At 65.7% G+C, this 17375-nt stretch carries 18 protein-coding genes; 7 read left to right on the top strand and 11 right to left on the bottom strand.

The genetic code is table 11. The features are described from left to right. Positions 1-28: 28 nt before the first annotated feature. From C454_RS14385 to C454_RS14375, 3 genes are read right to left on the bottom strand one after another with little or no spacing between them, the layout of a single operon-like run. Positions 29-835, bottom strand: coding sequence for an ABC transporter ATP-binding protein (locus tag C454_RS14385; protein WP_004976803.1), 807 nt, complete (start codon positions 833-835; stop codon positions 29-31). After that, on the bottom strand, positions 823-1692 hold the full coding sequence (locus tag C454_RS14380; RefSeq protein WP_004976801.1) for an ABC transporter permease: 870 nt from the start codon (positions 1690-1692) through the stop codon (positions 823-825). The genes C454_RS14385 and C454_RS14380 overlap by 13 nt, the downstream gene beginning before the upstream one ends. Next, a complete protein-coding gene (locus C454_RS14375) occupies positions 1689-2735 on the bottom strand; it encodes an ABC transporter substrate-binding protein (protein ID WP_004976798.1) in 1047 nt (348 codons plus the stop codon). The genes C454_RS14380 and C454_RS14375 overlap by 4 nt, the downstream gene beginning before the upstream one ends. A gap of 256 nt (positions 2736-2991) precedes the next feature. On the opposite strand from C454_RS14375, the gene C454_RS14370 reads away from it, so the two are divergent. Together C454_RS14370 and C454_RS14365 are read left to right on the top strand one after the other, a co-directional pair. Continuing rightward, complete coding sequence (locus C454_RS14370) at positions 2992-4113, top strand: pyridoxal phosphate-dependent aminotransferase (RefSeq protein WP_004976796.1); 1122 nt, start codon at positions 2992-2994, stop codon at positions 4111-4113. Positions 4114-4243: 130 nt separating this feature from the next. Further along, positions 4244-5812 (top strand): Na+/H+ antiporter NhaC family protein, encoded by a 1569-nt coding sequence (locus C454_RS14365; protein ID WP_004976792.1) that lies wholly within the window; start codon positions 4244-4246, stop codon positions 5810-5812. Between the two features lie 128 nt (positions 5813-5940). Here C454_RS14365 and C454_RS14360 read toward each other — a convergent pair whose 3' ends face one another. Next, the gene (locus C454_RS14360) at positions 5941-6360 is read right to left on the bottom strand and encodes a DUF5367 family protein (RefSeq protein WP_004976788.1); all 420 of its coding nucleotides are present in this window, start codon (positions 6358-6360) and stop codon (positions 5941-5943) included. An 82-nt stretch (positions 6361-6442) separates the two neighbouring features. On the opposite strand from C454_RS14360, the gene C454_RS14355 reads away from it, so the two are divergent. Next, complete coding sequence (locus C454_RS14355) at positions 6443-6688, top strand: hypothetical protein (RefSeq protein WP_004976785.1); 246 nt, start codon at positions 6443-6445, stop codon at positions 6686-6688. A gap of 227 nt (positions 6689-6915) precedes the next feature. On the opposite strand, the gene C454_RS14350 is transcribed toward C454_RS14355, so the two are convergent. The 3 genes from C454_RS14350 to C454_RS14340 form a co-directional block, all read right to left on the bottom strand. Continuing rightward, on the bottom strand, positions 6916-8091 hold the full coding sequence (locus C454_RS14350) for a redox-regulated ATPase YchF (RefSeq protein WP_004976783.1): 1176 nt from the start codon (positions 8089-8091) through the stop codon (positions 6916-6918). A gap of 78 nt (positions 8092-8169) precedes the next feature. Beyond that, positions 8170-9033, bottom strand: coding sequence for a DUF4349 domain-containing protein (locus tag C454_RS14345; protein ID WP_004976781.1), 864 nt, complete (start codon positions 9031-9033; stop codon positions 8170-8172). 106 nt (positions 9034-9139) lie between these two features. Next, positions 9140-9991, bottom strand: coding sequence for a polymer-forming cytoskeletal protein (locus C454_RS14340; RefSeq protein WP_004976778.1), 852 nt, complete (start codon positions 9989-9991; stop codon positions 9140-9142). A 121-nt stretch (positions 9992-10112) separates the two neighbouring features. Here C454_RS14340 and C454_RS14335 point away from each other — a divergent pair, with 121 nt between their 5' ends. Further along, the gene (locus C454_RS14335; protein ID WP_004976775.1) at positions 10113-10316 is read left to right on the top strand and encodes a DUF5800 family protein; all 204 of its coding nucleotides are present in this window, start codon (positions 10113-10115) and stop codon (positions 10314-10316) included. A gap of 74 nt (positions 10317-10390) precedes the next feature. Here C454_RS14335 and C454_RS14330 read toward each other — a convergent pair whose 3' ends face one another. The 4 genes from C454_RS14330 to C454_RS14315 form a co-directional block, all read right to left on the bottom strand. Next, positions 10391-11572: a DUF3179 domain-containing protein gene (locus C454_RS14330; RefSeq protein WP_004976772.1), complete on the bottom strand. Its 1182-nt coding sequence runs from the start codon at positions 11570-11572 to the stop codon at positions 10391-10393. Positions 11573-11691: 119 nt separating this feature from the next. Beyond that, entirely contained in the window at positions 11692-12378 is a 687-nt protein-coding gene (locus C454_RS14325) for a dolichyl-phosphate hexose transferase (RefSeq protein WP_004976770.1), read from the bottom strand. Between the two features lie 70 nt (positions 12379-12448). Further along, entirely contained in the window at positions 12449-12793 is a 345-nt protein-coding gene (locus C454_RS14320; RefSeq protein WP_004976768.1) for a hypothetical protein, read from the bottom strand. A gap of 107 nt (positions 12794-12900) precedes the next feature. Further along, positions 12901-13656: a ribonuclease H-like domain-containing protein gene (locus C454_RS14315; protein WP_004976764.1), complete on the bottom strand. Its 756-nt coding sequence runs from the start codon at positions 13654-13656 to the stop codon at positions 12901-12903. 121 nt (positions 13657-13777) lie between these two features. Here C454_RS14315 and C454_RS14310 point away from each other — a divergent pair, with 121 nt between their 5' ends. The 3 genes from C454_RS14310 to C454_RS14300 all read left to right on the top strand — a co-directional run bounded on the left by C454_RS14310 (position 13778) and on the right by C454_RS14300 (position 17349). Further along, positions 13778-14482: an SOS response-associated peptidase gene (locus C454_RS14310; RefSeq protein WP_004976762.1), complete on the top strand. Its 705-nt coding sequence runs from the start codon at positions 13778-13780 to the stop codon at positions 14480-14482. Between the two features lie 1381 nt (positions 14483-15863). Next, a complete protein-coding gene (locus tag C454_RS14305; protein ID WP_004976752.1) occupies positions 15864-16310 on the top strand; it encodes a DUF5805 domain-containing protein in 447 nt (148 codons plus the stop codon). Further along, positions 16300-17349, top strand: a complete 1050-nt coding sequence (locus C454_RS14300; RefSeq protein ID WP_004976750.1) for a tyrosine-type recombinase/integrase — start codon at positions 16300-16302, stop codon at positions 17347-17349. Before C454_RS14305 ends, C454_RS14300 begins: the two co-directional genes overlap by 11 nt. Positions 17350-17375 lie beyond the last annotated feature (26 nt).

Below are 17375 nucleotides of genomic sequence, written 5' to 3'. Positions count from 1 at the left end.
CCGAGGTACCGAATCGAGGGTGAAAAGCTTACTCGCCTATCAGCCCGCGAATCCGCTCGACGTATTCTGCAAATTCGCTTTCGGTCCGCTCGCGCGGACGGTCGATATCGACCGAGACGATTTCGCGGACGCGGCCCGGGTTGGCGGCCATGACGACCACGCGGTCGGCGAGCGTGACGGCCTCTTCGACGTCGTGGGTGACGAACAGCACCGTCTTGTCCGTCTCCGCCCAGATGTCGAGCAGTTCGCCGTGGAGCATGTCGCGGGTCTGGGCGTCGACCGCGCCGAACGGCTCGTCCATGAGGAGCAGTTCGGGGTCGACCGCGAGCGCGCGGGCGATGCCGACCCGCTGTTTCATCCCGCCGGACAGCTCCTTCGGGTAGGCGTCGGCGAAGCCGTCGAGACCGACGAGTTCGAGCATCTCAGTCACGCGCTCCGAGCGCGCCGGCTCCTCGACGCCCTGTTCTTCGAGGCCGAAAGCGACGTTCTCGGCGACGGTTCGCCACGGGAACAGCCCGTACTCCTGAAACACCATGCCGCGGTCGGTGCCGGGGCCGGTGACGGGCGAGCCGTCGAGGGTGACCGCGCCCGACGTGGCGTCTTCGAGGCCGGCGATGATGCGGAACAGCGTCGTCTTGCCGCAGCCGGAGGGACCGACGATACAGACGAACTCGCCGTCCTCGACCGCGAACTCGACGTCCGACAGCGCCTCGACCGTCCGGCGGTCGGAAGCGTAGGTCTTGCCGAGCGAATCGACCCGGACCGTCGCGGTCTCGTCGGGGTCGGTCGCGGTCGCGTCGGCTCCCGCGTTCGCGTCCCCGCTCATGCTCTCCACTCCAGCGCCCGCCGTTCGACCCGGCGGAACAGGCCGTCGCTCACGAGGAAGACGATGCTGATGACGAGCATGTAGGCGACCGACACGTCCATGGCGAGGTTCTGCGCCGTGTTGAGAATCTCGTAGCCGACGCCGACGCCGACGATGAGTTCGGCCGCGACGACGATCATCCAGCACTGGCCGATGCTCGTCCGGATGCCGGTCATGATCGAGGGGCTGGCCGCCGGGATGACGACCTTCCGAATCATCGTCCAGTCGTCGTCGACGCCGAGGCTCGCGGCGACCTCTTTGAGGTCCTCGGAGACCCCCTCGACGCCGCCGTAGGCGCTGTAGAAGTTAATCCAGAAGGAGCCGATGGCGACGATGAACGTCGCGCCCTGGTGGTTGACGCCGAGCCAGATGACGGCGAAGCCGATCCACGCCAGCGGCGGAATCGGCCGGAGGAGGCGCGTGACGGGCGTGAAGATGCTGTCGACGCGGGTGTTCCAGCCCATGGCGACGCCCGCGAAGACGCCGATCGAGGTCCCGATGAGCAGGCCCGGCACGTAGTGGTAGAGGCTCTGAATCAGCTTGACCACCAGTCGAGTCGCCGGGAGTTCCGCGCCGGTGAAGGGAATCGAAAGCGACGCCGGCGCGGTGAGTTCGACGACGAACGCCGCCAGCACCTCGACGGGCGAGGGGAGCAGATACGTCGGCTGGAACAGCGCGGCGACGTACCAGACGGCGAGAAAGCCCGCGAAGCCGGCGACCGCGAGCCCCGTCTGTTCAGAGGAGAACCCCGCGAGCCGGTCGAGCAGTCGCTCGTCCGCCTCCGTCTCCGAGAGGGCGACGCCGCTGCCGACTTCGTCGTTGCTCATAGCGAGTCGTAGATGCCGTAATCGAACATCTCGTCGACGGTCAACTGCGCTTCCGTCTTCCCGAGCGTCTGGGCGTAGTCGGCGAAGATTTCAGCGCCGCCTTCGATATCGTGGGGGTCGGTGATGAAGTCCGACGCGGGGGAGTCGAGCGCCGCGCGAGCGGTCTCGACCGGGAGCGCGCTCTCGCCGATGACCGAACTCGCGTGCTGGGCGGCCGTGTCGGGGTTGTCGGCGACGAAGTTCGTCGCCCGCTGGTGGAGTTCGACGAACTCCGTGGCGAGGTCGCGGTTGTCCTGCCGGAGGCGGTCGTGCATGAGCGTGACCGCCGCGGGCTGGCCGGGCATGAAGTCGCCCGCCCACGCGATGGGCTGGAACGGCGCGTCGTTGGCCTCGATGACCGTCGGAACGGGCTCCATGATGCTCGTGCCGTCGATGTTGTTCGAGAGGAGCGCCTGCTGGACCGCGGCCGCGCCGCCGAGACCCTTGATGTTCACGTCCTCCTCGGGGTCGAGCCCGAGCGTGTTCTGAATCCAGTAGCGGAGCAAGATGTCCGGAACCGACCCCGGCGGGAACGTGCCGAACGTGAACTTGCGGCCCTGCTGCGCCTCGAACTCGGCGAAGGCGTCTTTGCCGTGTTCCGCCCACAGCGCGGCGAACTCGTCGGTGGCGAGAATCTCCATCGCGTTCTTGATGTTCGCCGCGGTTATCTTCGCGGGAATGCCTTTGTCCATGACGATCATCGCCGGGACGATGCCGAACATCATCACGTCGAAGTCGCCCGTCGCCGACGCCTGCACGATGCTCGGACCGTCGGAGAACTTCTTGCCCGCGACCGGGACCGAAAGCTGGTCGAACAGCCCCTCTTCTTCCAACACGAAGTACTGCATGTCCGGGTAGATGGGCATGTAGGCGACGTTGAGTTCGTCCAGCCCGCTCCCGCCGGACCCGCCGAGACAGCCCGCGAGGCCGGCGGTCGCGGCGAGGCCGGAGCCCTGCAGGAATCGTCTACGGCTGAGTGAAGTCGAGCGTGGTGCCTCTGTCATTGCCATCGTTACGAATCAGCGCCTTATTCCGGGCGCGTACGCGGTAACGATAGACGCGGTAGATGACGCGCGAGAACCGATGAAAATCCACCTCACGGCCGCATTCGGGGTTGAAACAGTCGGTTCTCCTGAATTGTCCCCTCCAAGATAGCGGCAGTAAAATCCGTTACTGTACGTCGGTCACGTCACGGAGCCGACGGGTCGGCCGCGACCGTGCGTGGGAAGAACTATCCCGAACCGCGACGCGGGATAGGATATGACGCACTTCTCCGACCGGGTGGAGCGCATCTCCATCAGCGGCATTCGCAAGGTGTTCGAGGCGGCTGGCGAAGACGCTATCAACCTCGGGTTGGGCCAGCCAGACTTCCCGGCCCCGGACCACGCGCGACGGGCGGCCGTCGAGGCCATCGAGGCCGGCGAGGCGGACGGCTACACGGGGAACAAGGGACTCCCGAGCCTGCGCGAGGCAATCGCCGAGAAGCACCGCCGCGACCAGGGCGTCGACCTCGACCCCGGCGACGTCATCGCCACGGCCGGGGGGAGCGAGGCGCTCCACATCGCCATCGAGGCGCACGTGAACGAGGGCGACGAGGTCATCATCCCGGACCCCGGCTTCGTCTCCTACGACGCGCTCACCAAACTCGCCGGCGGCGAACCGGTGCCGGTCCCCCTCCGCGACGACCTGACGCTCGACCCCGAGGCGGTCGAAGAGGCCATCACCGAGGACACCGCGGCGTTCGTCGTCAACAGCCCCGGCAACCCGACGGGCGCGGTGTCGCCGCCCGACGACATCGCCGAGTTCGCCCGCATCGCCGACGAGCACGACGTGCTCTGCATCTCCGACGAGGTGTACGAGTACACCGTCTTCGAGGGCGAACACCGCTCGCCCATCGAGTTCGCCGAGACCGACAACGTCGTCGTCGTCAACTCGGCCTCGAAGCTCTTTTCGATGACCGGCTGGCGACTGGGCTGGGTGTACGGCTCTACCCGCCGGGTCGAGCGCATGCTCCGAGTCCACCAGTACGTGCAGGCGTGCGCCTCCGCGCCGGCGCAGTTCGCTGCCGAAGCCGCGCTCAGCGGCCCGCAGGACCGAATCGAGGAGATGACCGAGACGTTCCGCGAGCGCCGCGACCTCGTCGTCGAGGGGCTGGAGGACATCGGCCTCACCGTCCCGTCGCCGGGCGGCGCGTTCTACGTCATGCCCGAGGTTCCCGAGGGCTTCGTCGACGAGTGCATCGACCGCGGCGTGATCATCGTCCCCGGCGAGGCGTTCGGCGAGCACGGCCACGGCTACGCCCGCCTGTCGTACGCGACCGACACCGAGTCGCTCCGCGAGGCCATCGAGATAATGGGCGAGGCGTACGACGCGGTCGTCTGAAATTCGCTCACGGCCGTTATCGGACGATTCGTCGACCGAACTACGACAACTCACGGCATCCGATACGTCTTATTCTCGGCGTTCGAAGTGAAAACCCTTAAATTCGGGAGCCGGTGACGAAACGTTTGTCATGCCCGCAGAGACGCAGGGAGTCATCAGCCTGCTGCCGGCGCTCTTCGCAATCGTGCTGACGCTGCTCAGTCGGCAGGTGCTCCTCTCGCTTTTCACCGGCATCTGGATCGGTGCGACCATCCTGGTGGGATGGAACCCCATCGGCGGGGCGGCGTACTCCCTCCAGTTGGTCATCAACAACGTGACCGAGTCGTTCAACAGCAAACTCCTCCTGTTTACCTTCCTCTCGGGCGCGATGCTCGGGATGATATTCCTCTCGGGCGGGATGAACGCGCTCGCACAGCGCATCATCGCCCGCATCAAGACACGGAAACAGGCCGCGTTGGGGACGAGCGTCCTCGGGATGCTCATCTTCGTCGACTCCTACGCGAGCACGATGATTACGGGCTCGGTGATGCGCCCCATCACCGACAAGTTCGACATCAGCCGCGAGAAGCTCGCGTACCTGCTCGATTCGACCACCTCGCCCGTGGTGAGCGTCGCCGTCGTCTCGACGTGGGTCGGCTTCGAGGTCGGACTCATCCGCGAGCAGTTCGCCTCGCTCGGCATCGACCAGAGCGCCTTCGTGGTGTTCCTCCAGAGCATTCCGTTCCGCTTCTACAGCCTGCTCGCGGTCGCGCTCGTGTTCATCCTCGTCGTGATGGACTGGGACTTCGGGCCGATGAAGCGCGCCGAGCGCCGCGCGAAAGAAGAGGGGAAGCTCCTCGGCGACGACGCCGACCCCCTCATCGAGACGCGCGAGGAGGACATCGTCACGCCCGACCACGTCGACTCGCGCTGGTGGTACTTCGCCGCGCCCATCGTCGCGCTCGTCGCCGTCACCGGCTTCGGCCTGCTGTACTCCGGCGGCTGGCCCGGCGTCGCACCCGTCGAGGCGCTGAAGGATGCGGCCACCGCCGACGCCATCCTCTGGGGCGTCTTCTCGGCGTGCGCGCTGCTGCTCGCCATCCTCGTCGGCCACGCCCGCGTCGAACTCGAAGCCGTCAGCGACGCCATCTTCGAGGGATTCAAGATGGTCATGTTCCCCGTGGCCGTCCTCTCGCTGGCGTGGACCATCGGCAGCGTCAGCCAGGCGCTCGGCGTCGGTGCGTTCGTCGTCAGCGTCGCCGAGGGCGTCATCACGCCAGAAATCCTGCCCGCGGTCGTCTTCCTCGCCGCGGCCATCATCTCGTTCTCGATAGGCACGTCGTGGGGAACGATGAGTATCATGTTCCCCGTCGCGGTGCCGCTTGCCTACCAGCTCGGCGCGCCGCTCCCCGGTGCCATCGGCGCTATCCTCACCGGCTCGCTGTTCGGTGACCACTGTTCGCCCATCAGCGACACGACGGTCCTCTCGTCGATGTTCGCCGGCGCGGACCACGTCGACCACGTGAACACGCAGATTCCGTACGCCGTCCTCTGCGGAGCCGTCGCGACGGGGCTGTTCCTCGCGAGCGGCTACGGCGTGGGCTCGCTGGCGCTCCTCGGAATCGGCGTCGTCGCGCTGTTCGCGCTCGCGTACTACCTCTCGCAACACGCCGACGTGAGCGTCCCGACCGCCTTCGGCTCCTCGTCGGAGTCGGACTGACGAGTCGGAATCCGACCGCCGCTCCGCGCCCTATTTTTCGCGTCGTCGCGCGTGACTGAGCAGAAGAGAGGAGAGCCGCACCGTCGCCGAGCGGCGGCTCGACGATGGGAACGTCAGCCCGAACCGAGTCACTGACCGACGAAGCCCGCGACCAGCACCGTCGCGTACGCCAGGAGCAACAGCCCGCCGAAGAGCCCCGCGGCTTCGAGCCCCATGTTCGGGTAGACGAGCGAGAACAGCGCCGTCGAGACCGCGTCGACGAGCATACCCGGGACGACGAGCAGCGCCGCGGCCTCCCGTTTCGCGCCGCCGGAGAGCCCGCGCCACCGGAAGACCCCGACCGCGAGCGCCCACATCGCGGGCACCGTCAACGCGAACACCACGGCCGTGACCAACGGACGAGAGGGCACTAACACGAGCTGGCCGACGACGCGGAAGACGAGGCCGGCGACGAGGGCAATCGCCAGTCCGACGCCGAGAAGCACCCGCGTCTCGGACAGCGGGAGCCGGCGAGCGTCGGCCTCGGAGACCTGTGAACCGATTGTCATGCGTTCCGTACGCGGGCGGGAACTATCAGCGTTCGTACGGGGCCGTAGGTTATTATGTCATTCGGAATTAACGATTGGGCGGATGTCAGTTCTCTCGACCGCCGACGAAGGGAAGTTCCTCATGGACGAGGAAGCCGAACAGATCGGAATCGTGACCGAAGTCGACACGGACGCCCAAATCGCGTACGTCGAACCCGACCCAGACATCGCCGAGGCGGTCGTGCAGGGCCTCGGCTTCGGCGACGCCGACGGCGACGACATCGAGGTCCCCGCCGAGTCGGTGGCGACGGTCACCGATACGGAACTCCGCGTCGCCAAAGACCTCTAAGCCGAAGTCGGTTAGGAACCGGCGGCTTCTGTTTTTATCGCGCAAACCCGGACGAGCGACCGCCACACCCCGGTGAACGATACTCTCGACCCCAGTCTCTGTCGTACGCCGGTGAGCTGCTGAATTCCAATTCTGTATAGCGTTATTTAGTTTATCTGTAGCGTGGTGGACGAGGTACTGACCCAAGAAGAGCGACAAAATTCGCAGAAAAGACGAATCTGTGACAGTTACTTCGCCGTCGAGACGATTTTGATGACGTCGCCCTCTTCGAGTTCGTGGTCTTCGGCGATGCGGCGTTTCGCTCGCGCGTCGACCGCGTGGAGGTAGCCGTCGCCGATGTCGGAGTGGACCGCGTACGCGAGGTCCCGCGGCGTCGACCCCCGCGGAAGGAGGAAGGCGTCGGGGAGGACGTTACCCGTGCCGTCGGTCCACTTCGACTCGTTTTGGACCGGGTAGACCGTGATTCGGTCGAGCACGTCGTAGACCGCGGTGTCGATGGCCTCCTGCGTGCCGGTGCCGCCGTGTTCGCCCATCAGGTCGCGGATTCGTTCGAGGCCCTTCTCCTGTGCGCCGCTCACGTCGCCGACGAGTTCGAAGTCGTCGTCGCCGGGGTGGTAGTCGATGATGCCCGCCTCGCGGGCCCGCCGAAGGGCGAGTTCGCCGTCCGCGGTGGCGGCGATGACGGGCTTTCCGGTCTCGGCGAGTCGTTCGAGGTTCTCCGGGGGCGCGATGTCGACCTTGTTGGCCACGAGGACGATGGGCTTGGTCCGCCGGCGAATCGCGCGGGCGAGTTCCACGCGGTCCTCGTCGTCCCAGTCTTGGGGGTTCGGCGAGTAGTCGAGGTCGCGCAGGACGGCGGCGATGTCGTACTCGCTCGCGCCGACGCCCGTCAGGAGGTCCGAGAGGGCGTCGTCCATGTCGAAGTCGGGCGACCGCGACTTGCGGACCACGGACTCCCAGTTCTTGTGGACGATGCCGGCGAGCCACTGTTCGAGTTCCTCCTCGATGAAGTCGACCTCCTCGACGGGGTCGAAGCTCCCGACTTCGACGGGTTCGCCCTCGGCGTTCGTTCCCCCAGAGGCGTCGACGACGTTGACGATTGCGTCCGCGTTCGTCAGTTCGTCGAGGAACTGATTGCCGAGGCCGCGGCCCTCGTGCGCGCCGGGGACGAGCCCGGCCACGTCCACGAGTTCGACGGCGACGTAGCGGATACCGTCCTCGCAGTTGCCGCAGCGCTCGTCGCGGTCGAGACAGGGACAGCGGGTGCGGGCGTGCGTGACGCCGCGGTTCGCGTCGATAGTCGTGAAGGGGTAGTTCGCCACGTCGACCTCGGCGAGCGTCGAGGCCGTGTAGAACGTCGATTTGCCGGCGTTCGGCTTGCCGGCTAACGCGAGAGAGAGCATGGCTCGACGATGGTCGCGGACGCGGAAAAACGCTCGCGTGCGAGGAGGCGCGAGCGACGAAAAGAAGCCGGCGAACAGTTAGTCCGTCAGTCGCCTGTAGGCGGCGCGGCCGGCGAGCACCACCCCGCTCCCGAGAATCGCGAGGAGGCCGCCGAAGACGACGAGGTACGGGACCGCGTAGGCGACGGCGACGACGAGCGCCCGAAGGGCGACGAACGCGCCGTTGACCGACTCGGAGAACGCCTGTAAGACCGGCGTGTCGTACCACTGCGCCGGGCCGGGCGGCCGCTCCGACAGCGAGACGCGGACGGTCGAGAGCGCGACCCGGTCTTCGAGCGACTGCTTCTGGGCTTCGAGCCGCTCGATTTCGGTCTGGACGTCCGTCAGGCGCTCTTCGACCGCGAGCACGTCTTCGGTCGTGTTAGCCGACTCGTAGAGTTCGCGGAGGCGGTCGCGCTGCGCGCGGAGATTGCTCAACCGCGCTTCGATATCGACCAGTTGGTCGGTCACGTCCTGCGAGTTCGTCTCGACGCGCTCGACCTCACCGAGGTCCTTCATGTCGGCCATGAACGCCGAGAAGTCCTCGGAGGGGACCCGCACGACGAGTTGGCCCGAGCGGTAGGTGCCGCCGCTCCGGCGGTTGACGTACTCGTTGGAGTCGCTGACGTAGCCGCCGTAGGATTCGGCGGTCGATTCGACCGCGTCGCGCGACTCGTTGAACTCGTCGACGGTCAGTTCTATCTGGCCGTTCTTGATGACCGCCCGGCGTTGGACCTGCGGGAGGTCGTCGCCGCCCGCCTGTTCGGCCTCGGCGGAGCCACCGGTATCGGCGGCGAGCGAGACGCTCTCCGACCCGCCCGCACCGCCGTCAGCCGCGCCGCCGGTACACCCGGCGAGAAGGACGAGGAGGGCGACCGAGAGAAGTTTCAGTCGATTGTCCATAGACGACACTCACCACGTGAGGGATTAATCGTTGGGTAAGCACAAACGGCGACTGTTGCTATCGCGGCGCACGGGCGGCATGGTCGCTCGGGCGACCCGGTTCCGGTTACTCGGCCTCGCGGGGGAGGTTATCGCGGTGGATGCGCATCTCGCCCCGGGCGCGCATCGTGCCGTCGACGTGCGCGCCGGCTTCGAGCACGAGGTCGTTACAGGACACGTCGCCGAGGACGCGAGCGTCCTCGTGGATGCGGACCTCGCCGTTTCGGGTGGTGACGTCGCCGTGGATGCGCGTTCCGCTCCCGACGACGATGTCGTCGCGGGCGCGGAGGCTCCCGAAGACGTTGTTGTCCTCGGCGAGGTCGATGGACTTCGCGCGAATGTTGCCGTGGATTCGGCAGTCGGAGCCGACGTGCGCGGGCGTCGAGACGCGCCACGCGTCGTCTGAGACGGTGGCGTTCCGGGGAATCACGAGCGGGTCGTGCGGCGACTCGCCCGAGAGAGTTTCGGCGAGTTCGTCGGCCGCCTCGTCCTCGCCGAGTCGGAGGAGCTGCGAGAGGACGATAAAGTAGAACACGAGCGTCGGAATCGGGTTGCGGATGACGATCCAGCCGTTGGCCTCGAACCCCTCTTCGATGTCGACGTCGTCGCCGATGTCGAGGTCGCCCGAGACCATCAGGCGGCCGGCGATGTGGACGCGCTCGCCGAGGTAGGCGTCGTTGCCGACGAGCACGTTGCCGGCCACGTCGTCGAGCATGTCGAGTCGGCAGTCGGCTTCGGCCTCGATATCGCCGCCGAAGGTGACGCGCTCGCCCGCGAGGACGTTCCGCCCGCGGACGCCGAACTCGACGGTGCTCTGCCCGCCGACGACGACGTCGCCGTCGGTGACGAGGTCGTGTTCCTCGACCGTCGTCCCGTCGGGAATTTCGAGCGCATCGAGCGGGTCCGTACCCAGTGACACGCTCCGAACCAACACCCGTGCCGTAATAAACCGTCCGCAAGACGACCGTCAGACACGACGGGGGCCGCCGGTTTCGCGACGACGACGCGTATTTAACTACTCGCGGAAAACAAAGACAGGTATGACGATTCTCTCTTTCGACGACGACGGCGTAGACGTGGTCTACGAGGGAACGGAGTTCCGTCTCGAAAAGGCCCTCATCGAGGAGGCCATCGGGAAGTCCTACCCCGACGTGACCGACCACGAGGTGCTGAAAATCGTCGAGAAGGAGCCCTCCCTCTCCGGCGAGCCCCGGCGCGTCCGCGACATCCTGAACTCGTCGTAACCGCCGTCCGAACGACCGAAACTCCGTTTCTCCGCGTATCGCCCTCGAACCACGCGCGCTCGCCGCGCGAACGACTACTCCTCCTCGCCGGTCGCGCTCTTTACCCCGTAAATCTCCGTCTCCGGGTTGAAGTCTGCCCACGCGAACCAGAACATCGGCGAGCGGTCGTTGGCCCGCGTCAGGACCGACCCCTCGTGGGGGCCGTCGAGCGCCCGGCCGGTGAGGAGGGTCCAGCGCGACCCGGCGGCGACGAGAACCGGCCCGTCACGTTCGAACTCGACGGAGTCGCCGTCGACCCGGCGGACGTAGGCGACGAGGGTTCCCTCGGCGGAGGCCGCCACGACGACCGGGAGGCCGCCGACGGTGTCGTTGACGACGCCCGCGCGCTCGACCGCGTCGAGCGGGTAAGCACGGGCGACACCATCGGCGGCGACGCCGACGACCGACGTTTTCGGGTGCAGTCGGTCGTCCGCCGCGTCGTTGAAGCCGATGCCGATGGCGCTCGACTGCTGATAGCTCGCGTAGGGGTTCACGTCGTACCGGCGGGTCTGCCGCCCGCGAATCGTGCCGGAGACCGGCGGCGGAACCAACACCTCGGTCTCGGGGTGGGCCGCCCGCCACTCGCCCCACGTCGAGATAGTCGAGGGGAGAAGCGACAGCGTCTCGCCGGTCAGTTCCCCGCGAATCGCGGTCGCGAGCACCTGGCTCCACAGCGAGTTCGTCCGGTCGTCGTACATCACGAGGTCGGACATCCAAAGCAGGCCCGAGACGCCGAAGTACGTCGGCTCGCCGCCGGCGAGCCTGTCGGCGACGACGGCGCTCCCGCACAGCGGACAGTAGGTCACGACCACGGGACGACCGTCGAAGTCGTCGTTGACGATTTCGTGCCAGTTCAGGACCGCGAGCGGATAGGCGCGGGCGACGCCGTCGAGTTCGACGCCGACCACCTCGTCCCCGTCGTCGAGCGTCGCGTCCACCTCGTCGAACCCGCTCCAGTCGGCCGCGAAGACGGGGGCGGTGATGGCCGGGATAGCGTCTTTCGACGCGCCGCGGCGCAGTTCGTCCTCGGGGACCGGAAGCTCGAACGGGCCCGAGTACTCGCCCGCGGTGGAATCGGATGTGTCGGCGGGCTCGGACGCGTCATCGACTCCCGCGTCGTCGTCCGCGACCGGCGGGTCGCTTCCGAGACAGCCGGACAGAGCGACACCGGCACCGAGTGCGGCGAGAACCCGGCGTCGGTTCGTTGTCGAATCCATACCCGATATTCGACCGAGTCGCCTATGAGAAGTGTGCGGTTAGGTATCGATGCGCACGACCGTCGCGGGTCGTCAGTTCGGAGTCGGGCCTGAAGGGAGAAAGCGAGCGAAACGGCCGCTCAGAGCCGAAGTCGCTCTTCCAGGCAGACCTTGACGATGGACTTTCCGATGGCTGCACCGCCGGCGAAGGGGTCGAGTTTCGTCTCGCCGGCGCGCTCGCGGTAGGGGATGGGCACCTCGGCGATTTTGTAGCCGCGCATCGCGGGGCGGATGAGGAGTTCGGCCGACAACCCCGTGTTCTCGGTCCACTCGATGTCGTGGAGGAGTTCCCGGCGGTACGCCCGCATCCCGGTGGTCGTGTCGTGGACGGTCGCGCCCATGAGGTAGCTGGCGAGGCGGGCGAATGCGATGTTCCCCGCGCGGTTGAGCCGGGGCATCGTCTCCGCGCCCTTCGTGATTCGGTCCCCGGAGACCACGTCGTAGCCGTCGTTGATGAGGTCGAGGAACTTCGGCAGATACTCCATCGGATAGGTGTCGTCGCAGTCGGTGGTGACGACGACCGGCCGGTCGGGCGCGAGCACCGCGGCCTCGACCGCGACGCCGTACCCCTGCGGTTCCTGTTCGATGACGCGCGCGCCCATCTTGCGGGCGATTTCGGGCGTTCGGTCGTCGGAACCGTCCACGCAGACGACCTCGGCGCGCCCGTCGGTGATTCGGTCGATGTCCGCCAGAACGGACCCGATGGCCTGTTCTTCGTTGTACGTCCCCATCACGACCGCGAGGTCGTCGAAGGTGTACTCGGTCATTGGACGGGGTTATCGACCGTCACTCTTGAACTTTTAGGTTTGCCAAAAACGTGGCGTGCAAGGGCCGGTGTTAGCTCAGTCCGCGGCTATCAGGCTGGTCTTCCAGTTCTTTCGCGTGGTCGACGAGGTAGTCCATGAGGCGGGTCGCCGACGCTTCCACGTCGTCGAGTTCGTCGCTCGACTGCCCGCTGACGCGGACGGAGAGTTCGTAGAGATCGAGTTCGACGTGCGGGACGGTATCGTCGCCGTTGCCGTTGCCGTTGTCGCGCTCGTCCGTGCCGCCGTCCGCCGCTTCGACGGTCGCTTCCGCGTCGCCCGGCTCGTCGCCGTCGGTCGGTTCGGTCGCATCCTCGGACGGCGGGGTCGAATCGGCGGGGTCGTCCGCCTCGGCGTCGGCGTCGGGGTCGTCGGTCATGTGCGGCGCGTCGCTTCGGGGGATGAAAAAAGCGCGGGGTTCCGGCACGCGCTCGCGGGTCGTCGACCCTCACCGAATACGGCCGCGAACACGCCTCGGCGACCGATTCAGGCGAGTTCGGCGTCGAGTCCCTCGCAGGCGCGGTCGTGGAGACGGCCGGTGACCGTCTCCATGAGGCGTTCGAGGTTGACCGCGTCCTCGCGGTTGTACGACACGAGCGTATCGAGCGACGACTGGTCGCCGCGCTCGTACTCGCGCCAGAGGCGGACGGCGTCGCGGCCGGAGATGTCCGGGCGGTCGCGGTCGATACCCACGTCTTTCTCGATTTGCTTCAGTCCGCCCGTGAGGTCGAGCGTTCGGCACGGATACATCAAGTCGACGTGCGGCACGTCGACGGAGACGTCGAACGAGGTCTCGAGGAACGGCACGTCGAAGCGCGCGCCGTTGAACGTCGCGATGAGTTTCGCGTCGGCGAACTGCTCGCGGAGGGCGTCGGCGGTCAGGTCCTCCCCGCTGACGAGCGTCGTCGTCTCGCCGTCCTGATAGAACGAGACGGTCGTCACCGAGTCGCGCTCGGGCGAGAGGCCGGTCGTCTCGATGTCGAAAAAGCACGTCTCGTCGCGGAAGTTCTCGTACAGTCGCCAGCGCTCGCCCGAGGGGAAGCAGTCGTCGAAGAACCGCGAGTTGCCGTCGTCGAGGTGGGCGTACGCGTCCGCGATGAACGTCTCGATTCGGTCGCCCGTCTTCGCGCCGACGAGCGAGGCGTCGAACTCGTCCCAGTGGGTCGACCCGGCCCGCCAGAGGTTCCGCTCCGTCCGCTCGCCCACGCCGCGGACGGGGATGAAGCTGTTCTCGATTCGCATGTCCGACAGGGGGGCGTCGGCGACCCTAAATGCGTCGTCGTGGGTCGGCGGCCGCGCTCCCGGCACGCACCCGGACGCTCCCGCCGCGGGCGTTTTACCCGCAGGGCCCGAAGCCGGGGGTATGTGCGGCCGCTACACGCTGTTCACCCCGCCCGAGGAACTCGAAGCGCGGTTCGACGCGACGCCGACGCGCCCGCTTTCGGCGCGGTACAACTGCGCGCCCGGCCAGGAACTCCCGGTCGTGACCAACGAAGCGGACGACGAGTTCCGCTTTCTCAAGTGGGGGCTCGTCCCCTCGTGGGCCGACAGCGCCAGCGTCGGCAACGACCGAATCAACGCCCGCGCGGAGACCGTCCGGGAGAAGCGGAGTTTCGCCGACGCCTACGAGGCCCGCCGGTGTCTCGTTCCCTCGGACGGCTTCTACGAGTGGGTCGACCGCGGCGGGCGAAAACAGCCCTACCGCGTCGCCTTCGATGACGACCGCCCGTTCGCCATGGCCGGCCTCTGGGAGCGGTGGACGCCGCCGACCAAACAGACCGGCCTCGGCGACTTCGGAAGCGGCGGCCCCTCGCGCGAACAGGAGCCGCTTGAGACGTTCACCGTCGTCACGACCGAGCCGAACGACCTCATCTCCGAGCTACATCACCGGATGGCCGTCGTCCTCGACCCCGAGGAAGAAGAGACGTGGCTCCACGGCGACCCCGACGAGGCGGCGGCGCTCCTCGACACCTACCCCGACGACGAACTCGCGGCCTACCCCGTCTCGACGCGGGTGAACAGCCCCGCCAACGACGGCCCCGAACTGATAGAGCGAGTCGAGGCGTAGCACGCCGAGGAAGAGCCGCCAGCGCACGGCTGTCCCGACACCTCCGACGCGAATCGGCTGGGTTCGACAGGACGTCGAATTTTCCGAAATCGGTTGAGCCCGAGAACCGAGGTTGTGTATAGCGAAATACGATATACGAGTCTCGGATCGGACAAGCGACGACTCGACAGAGGGACCGAGATATCGAGAGAGTTGATGACTGAGAACGCTGACGTGGAACGTCTGAGTTCCAAGAGTCGATAGTGCTGAAATCTACGTCAGCATCACAGAGCGACAGCCGCGTCGCTCGCGGCTCGGTGGTTCGTATCGCGTCGGAAGTACAACGGTTGCGGGGACGCGGCCGCGAGTCCGGTCGTGCAGACGGAGTGCGGCGTCGCATTCGAAATTCGAGACGGTCAGCTCGACGAGTCGGCGGTCGGGGAGGTGATTCGCTCGAACGGTCATCGTCGCCGAGCGAGTGGTTCGTCGAATCCGACCGAAAGCAAGCCACCGAAACTCGGGATTCACGCGAGTCCGTCAGAACGGCCACAGCGCCGTCAAGCGCCGCTTCACCTGAGATGGGGAGCACGTCCTGAGTTGCTGGCTCACCGCGAAGACGAGGGCTGTGAAGGCGTCAAAAGAGAACGAATCGGGCCGGCAAAGACCTCGGTTAGGTTCGTCTTCGAGCGAATTCGGAACGGCGTCACCCCGGTAGTTGCGTGTTCGAATCAGACAACACTCCGGGAGAATTCTACGTAGTGACATCAATATAATCACAGCTGAATTTATTCCGAAACGAAGGACCGTCCGACGACATATATTCAGCGTTCGATAATGGATATAATCGAAAAGATATCGAGTCATTTCTGGTCGAAATATACCCGTTCGAGAGAACACAGATAGTGCGTCGTCTCGCAAATATATTTCCTAGAAAATAGTCAGAAATTATGTCTAGAATATTTCATAAATTACTGTAAAGAAATAAAAGAGAGTCTAAGCCCAGCGGTATCCGTTTCTATAATAATTCAGTAAATTAAGAAGTGAAATAACGAAACTCGTGTAAGTGGTTCTTCCATGTGTTACTCCGGGGGTAAACGATGCAAGGAATGCCATCCAAAAATGGGTTGTCATCACAGAAATGGGAAGCTATTGTGTAAAATTCGACCTATTGAAAGCAACGGAAAATTGGTCGAGTCTCAGATTCGCTCGAAACGTCCGAAATCGGCGTTCTCCGAGGTATTCTAATATCCCGAATACTACATGCAAACCGCCGAAAATGCGATTGCACAATTCAGGATAACTCAATTTCACCGCGAGAAATTCGCATGTACTACTCAGGATAACTTCTCTTATTCTGGACTGTGCCGGTAGATTGAATATCGACCCCCGTGTCAACCCGTCCATGAGCGACGAGGCCGACCGCGCGACGGTGCAAACCTACCTTCCGGCCCACCAGAAGGCCATCTGGAAGGACCACGCGGACCGACTCGGGATGAGCCAGAGCGAATTTGTCAGAACGATGGTACAGGCCGGTCGGCGCGATTTCGACGTTCCGGCGAGAGGCGATGAGACGGCCACAACCCCCGGGGTTGACGGGGTGGAAACGGGGCTCCAGAACGGAGGTTCAAATCAAGACGATGAAGGTGAAAATAACGGCCAGTTCGAGGCCCGAATCGTCGAGGCGCTCGCGGTCGATTCTCACCGGTCGTGGGACGACCTCGTTTCGGCGCTGACCGACGACATCGAAGACCGCCTCGAATCGACGCTGCAGGAACTGCAATCGAGCGGCCGAGTCGTGTACAGCGGGCGACACGGCGGCTACACGCTGGCGGAGCGCGATGGCCGCTGAGCGCCCCACCGACGCGGAGGACCCGGTCGGCTACTTCCTGCAGGATATGACCTACCACGGGAAGACCGACCGGACCCGCGACGCCTACGAGCGCGTCCTCCGGGCGTTCGAGTCCTTCCTCGGCGACCCCTCGCGGAACCCCTCCGGGACCGCTCGGTCGGTCGACGACGCGACCCACCGCGACTGCATGGCGTGGATACACACCCTGCGAAACCGCGACGTCGCGCCGAGCACCGTGGCGACGTACGCCTCCTACCTCCACCGATTTTACGCCTACATGGCGCAGGTCGGCGCGTTCGACTCAAATCCGATGAGCCTCGTGATGGAGGAGATGGACGAGCGCATCGACACCAACCCCGCCCGTCGGGAGCTTTCGGTCCCCCAGATGCGGGAGTTCGTCCGCGAAATCGCCCATCCGCTGGACCACGCGCTGGTGGTCACCCTCCTCAAGACCGGGATGCGCGTCGGCGAACTGTGCAATCTCGACCTTCGAGACGTGTCGTTGTCAGTGGATACACCCCTGTCCCGTGTATCGACCCGCGCCGCCCTCGACGGACGCGGGCCGTCGATATACGTCGCCGCCGACCCGAGCGTCGGAAGCGTCACCAACGGCGAAGCGCGGACCGCCTCGAACAAGCGAAAGCGGTCGACGGTGGTCCCGGTCGACGAGGAGTTGGAAGGCGTCCTCCTGCGCTGGCTGGCGATTCGACCGGATTCGCCGTCGCCGGCGGAGCCGCTTTTCGTCGGCACCGCATCGGGCTGGGGCCAACGACTGGAACCCGACGCCGTCCATCACGTCGTCACCTCTCACGCCGCCGACGCCGGGTGGTACCGGGCGGGCGGCGACCGCGAGGAGAACGTCACGCCGCACTACTTCAGGCACTTTTTCACCACCCACCTCCGGGACCGGACCGGCGACCGCGGCATCGTCAAGTACCTCCGCGGCGACGTCGCTGGCGACATCATCGACACGTACACCCACAATTGGGGCGACAGAGTGCGCGAGACGTACGAATCGAACATCTACTCGCTCCGCTGAGGAGCGTAATCGCTGTCCGAAGCGCG

It is taken from the genome of Haloferax gibbonsii ATCC 33959, assembly GCF_000336775.1.
Lineage (GTDB): Archaea > Halobacteriota > Halobacteria > Halobacteriales > Haloferacaceae > Haloferax > Haloferax gibbonsii.
The sequence above is the reverse complement of the archived record's forward strand: the minus strand, read 5'-3'. Positions and strand labels throughout refer to the sequence as shown.

Bases quoted from the DNA above. Each gene is read 5' to 3' on its own strand.
- C454_RS14380 (WP_004976801.1), bottom strand. From the start codon at position 1,692: ATGAGCAACGACGAAGTCGGCAGCGGCGTCGCCCTCTCGGAGACGGAG.
- C454_RS14375 (WP_004976798.1), bottom strand. From the start codon at position 2,735: ATGACAGAGGCACCACGCTCGACTTCACTCAGCCGTAGACGATTCCTG.
- C454_RS14370 (WP_004976796.1), top strand. From the start codon at position 2,992: ATGACGCACTTCTCCGACCGGGTGGAGCGCATCTCCATCAGCGGCATT.
- C454_RS14365 (WP_004976792.1), top strand. From the start codon at position 4,244: ATGCCCGCAGAGACGCAGGGAGTCATCAGCCTGCTGCCGGCGCTCTTC.
- C454_RS14360 (WP_004976788.1), bottom strand. From the start codon at position 6,360: ATGACAATCGGTTCACAGGTCTCCGAGGCCGACGCTCGCCGGCTCCCG.
- C454_RS14355 (WP_004976785.1), top strand. From the start codon at position 6,443: ATGTCAGTTCTCTCGACCGCCGACGAAGGGAAGTTCCTCATGGACGAG.
- C454_RS14350 (WP_004976783.1), bottom strand. From the start codon at position 8,091: ATGCTCTCTCTCGCGTTAGCCGGCAAGCCGAACGCCGGCAAATCGACG.
- C454_RS14345 (WP_004976781.1), bottom strand. From the start codon at position 9,033: ATGGACAATCGACTGAAACTTCTCTCGGTCGCCCTCCTCGTCCTTCTC.
- C454_RS14335 (WP_004976775.1), top strand. From the start codon at position 10,113: ATGACGATTCTCTCTTTCGACGACGACGGCGTAGACGTGGTCTACGAG.
- C454_RS14330 (WP_004976772.1), bottom strand. From the start codon at position 11,572: ATGGATTCGACAACGAACCGACGCCGGGTTCTCGCCGCACTCGGTGCC.
- C454_RS14325 (WP_004976770.1), bottom strand. From the start codon at position 12,378: ATGACCGAGTACACCTTCGACGACCTCGCGGTCGTGATGGGGACGTAC.
- C454_RS14320 (WP_004976768.1), bottom strand. From the start codon at position 12,793: ATGACCGACGACCCCGACGCCGACGCCGAGGCGGACGACCCCGCCGAT.
- C454_RS14315 (WP_004976764.1), bottom strand. From the start codon at position 13,656: ATGCGAATCGAGAACAGCTTCATCCCCGTCCGCGGCGTGGGCGAGCGG.
- C454_RS14310 (WP_004976762.1), top strand. From the start codon at position 13,778: ATGTGCGGCCGCTACACGCTGTTCACCCCGCCCGAGGAACTCGAAGCG.
- C454_RS14305 (WP_004976752.1), top strand. From the start codon at position 15,864: ATGAGCGACGAGGCCGACCGCGCGACGGTGCAAACCTACCTTCCGGCC.
- C454_RS14300 (WP_004976750.1), top strand. From the start codon at position 16,300: ATGGCCGCTGAGCGCCCCACCGACGCGGAGGACCCGGTCGGCTACTTC.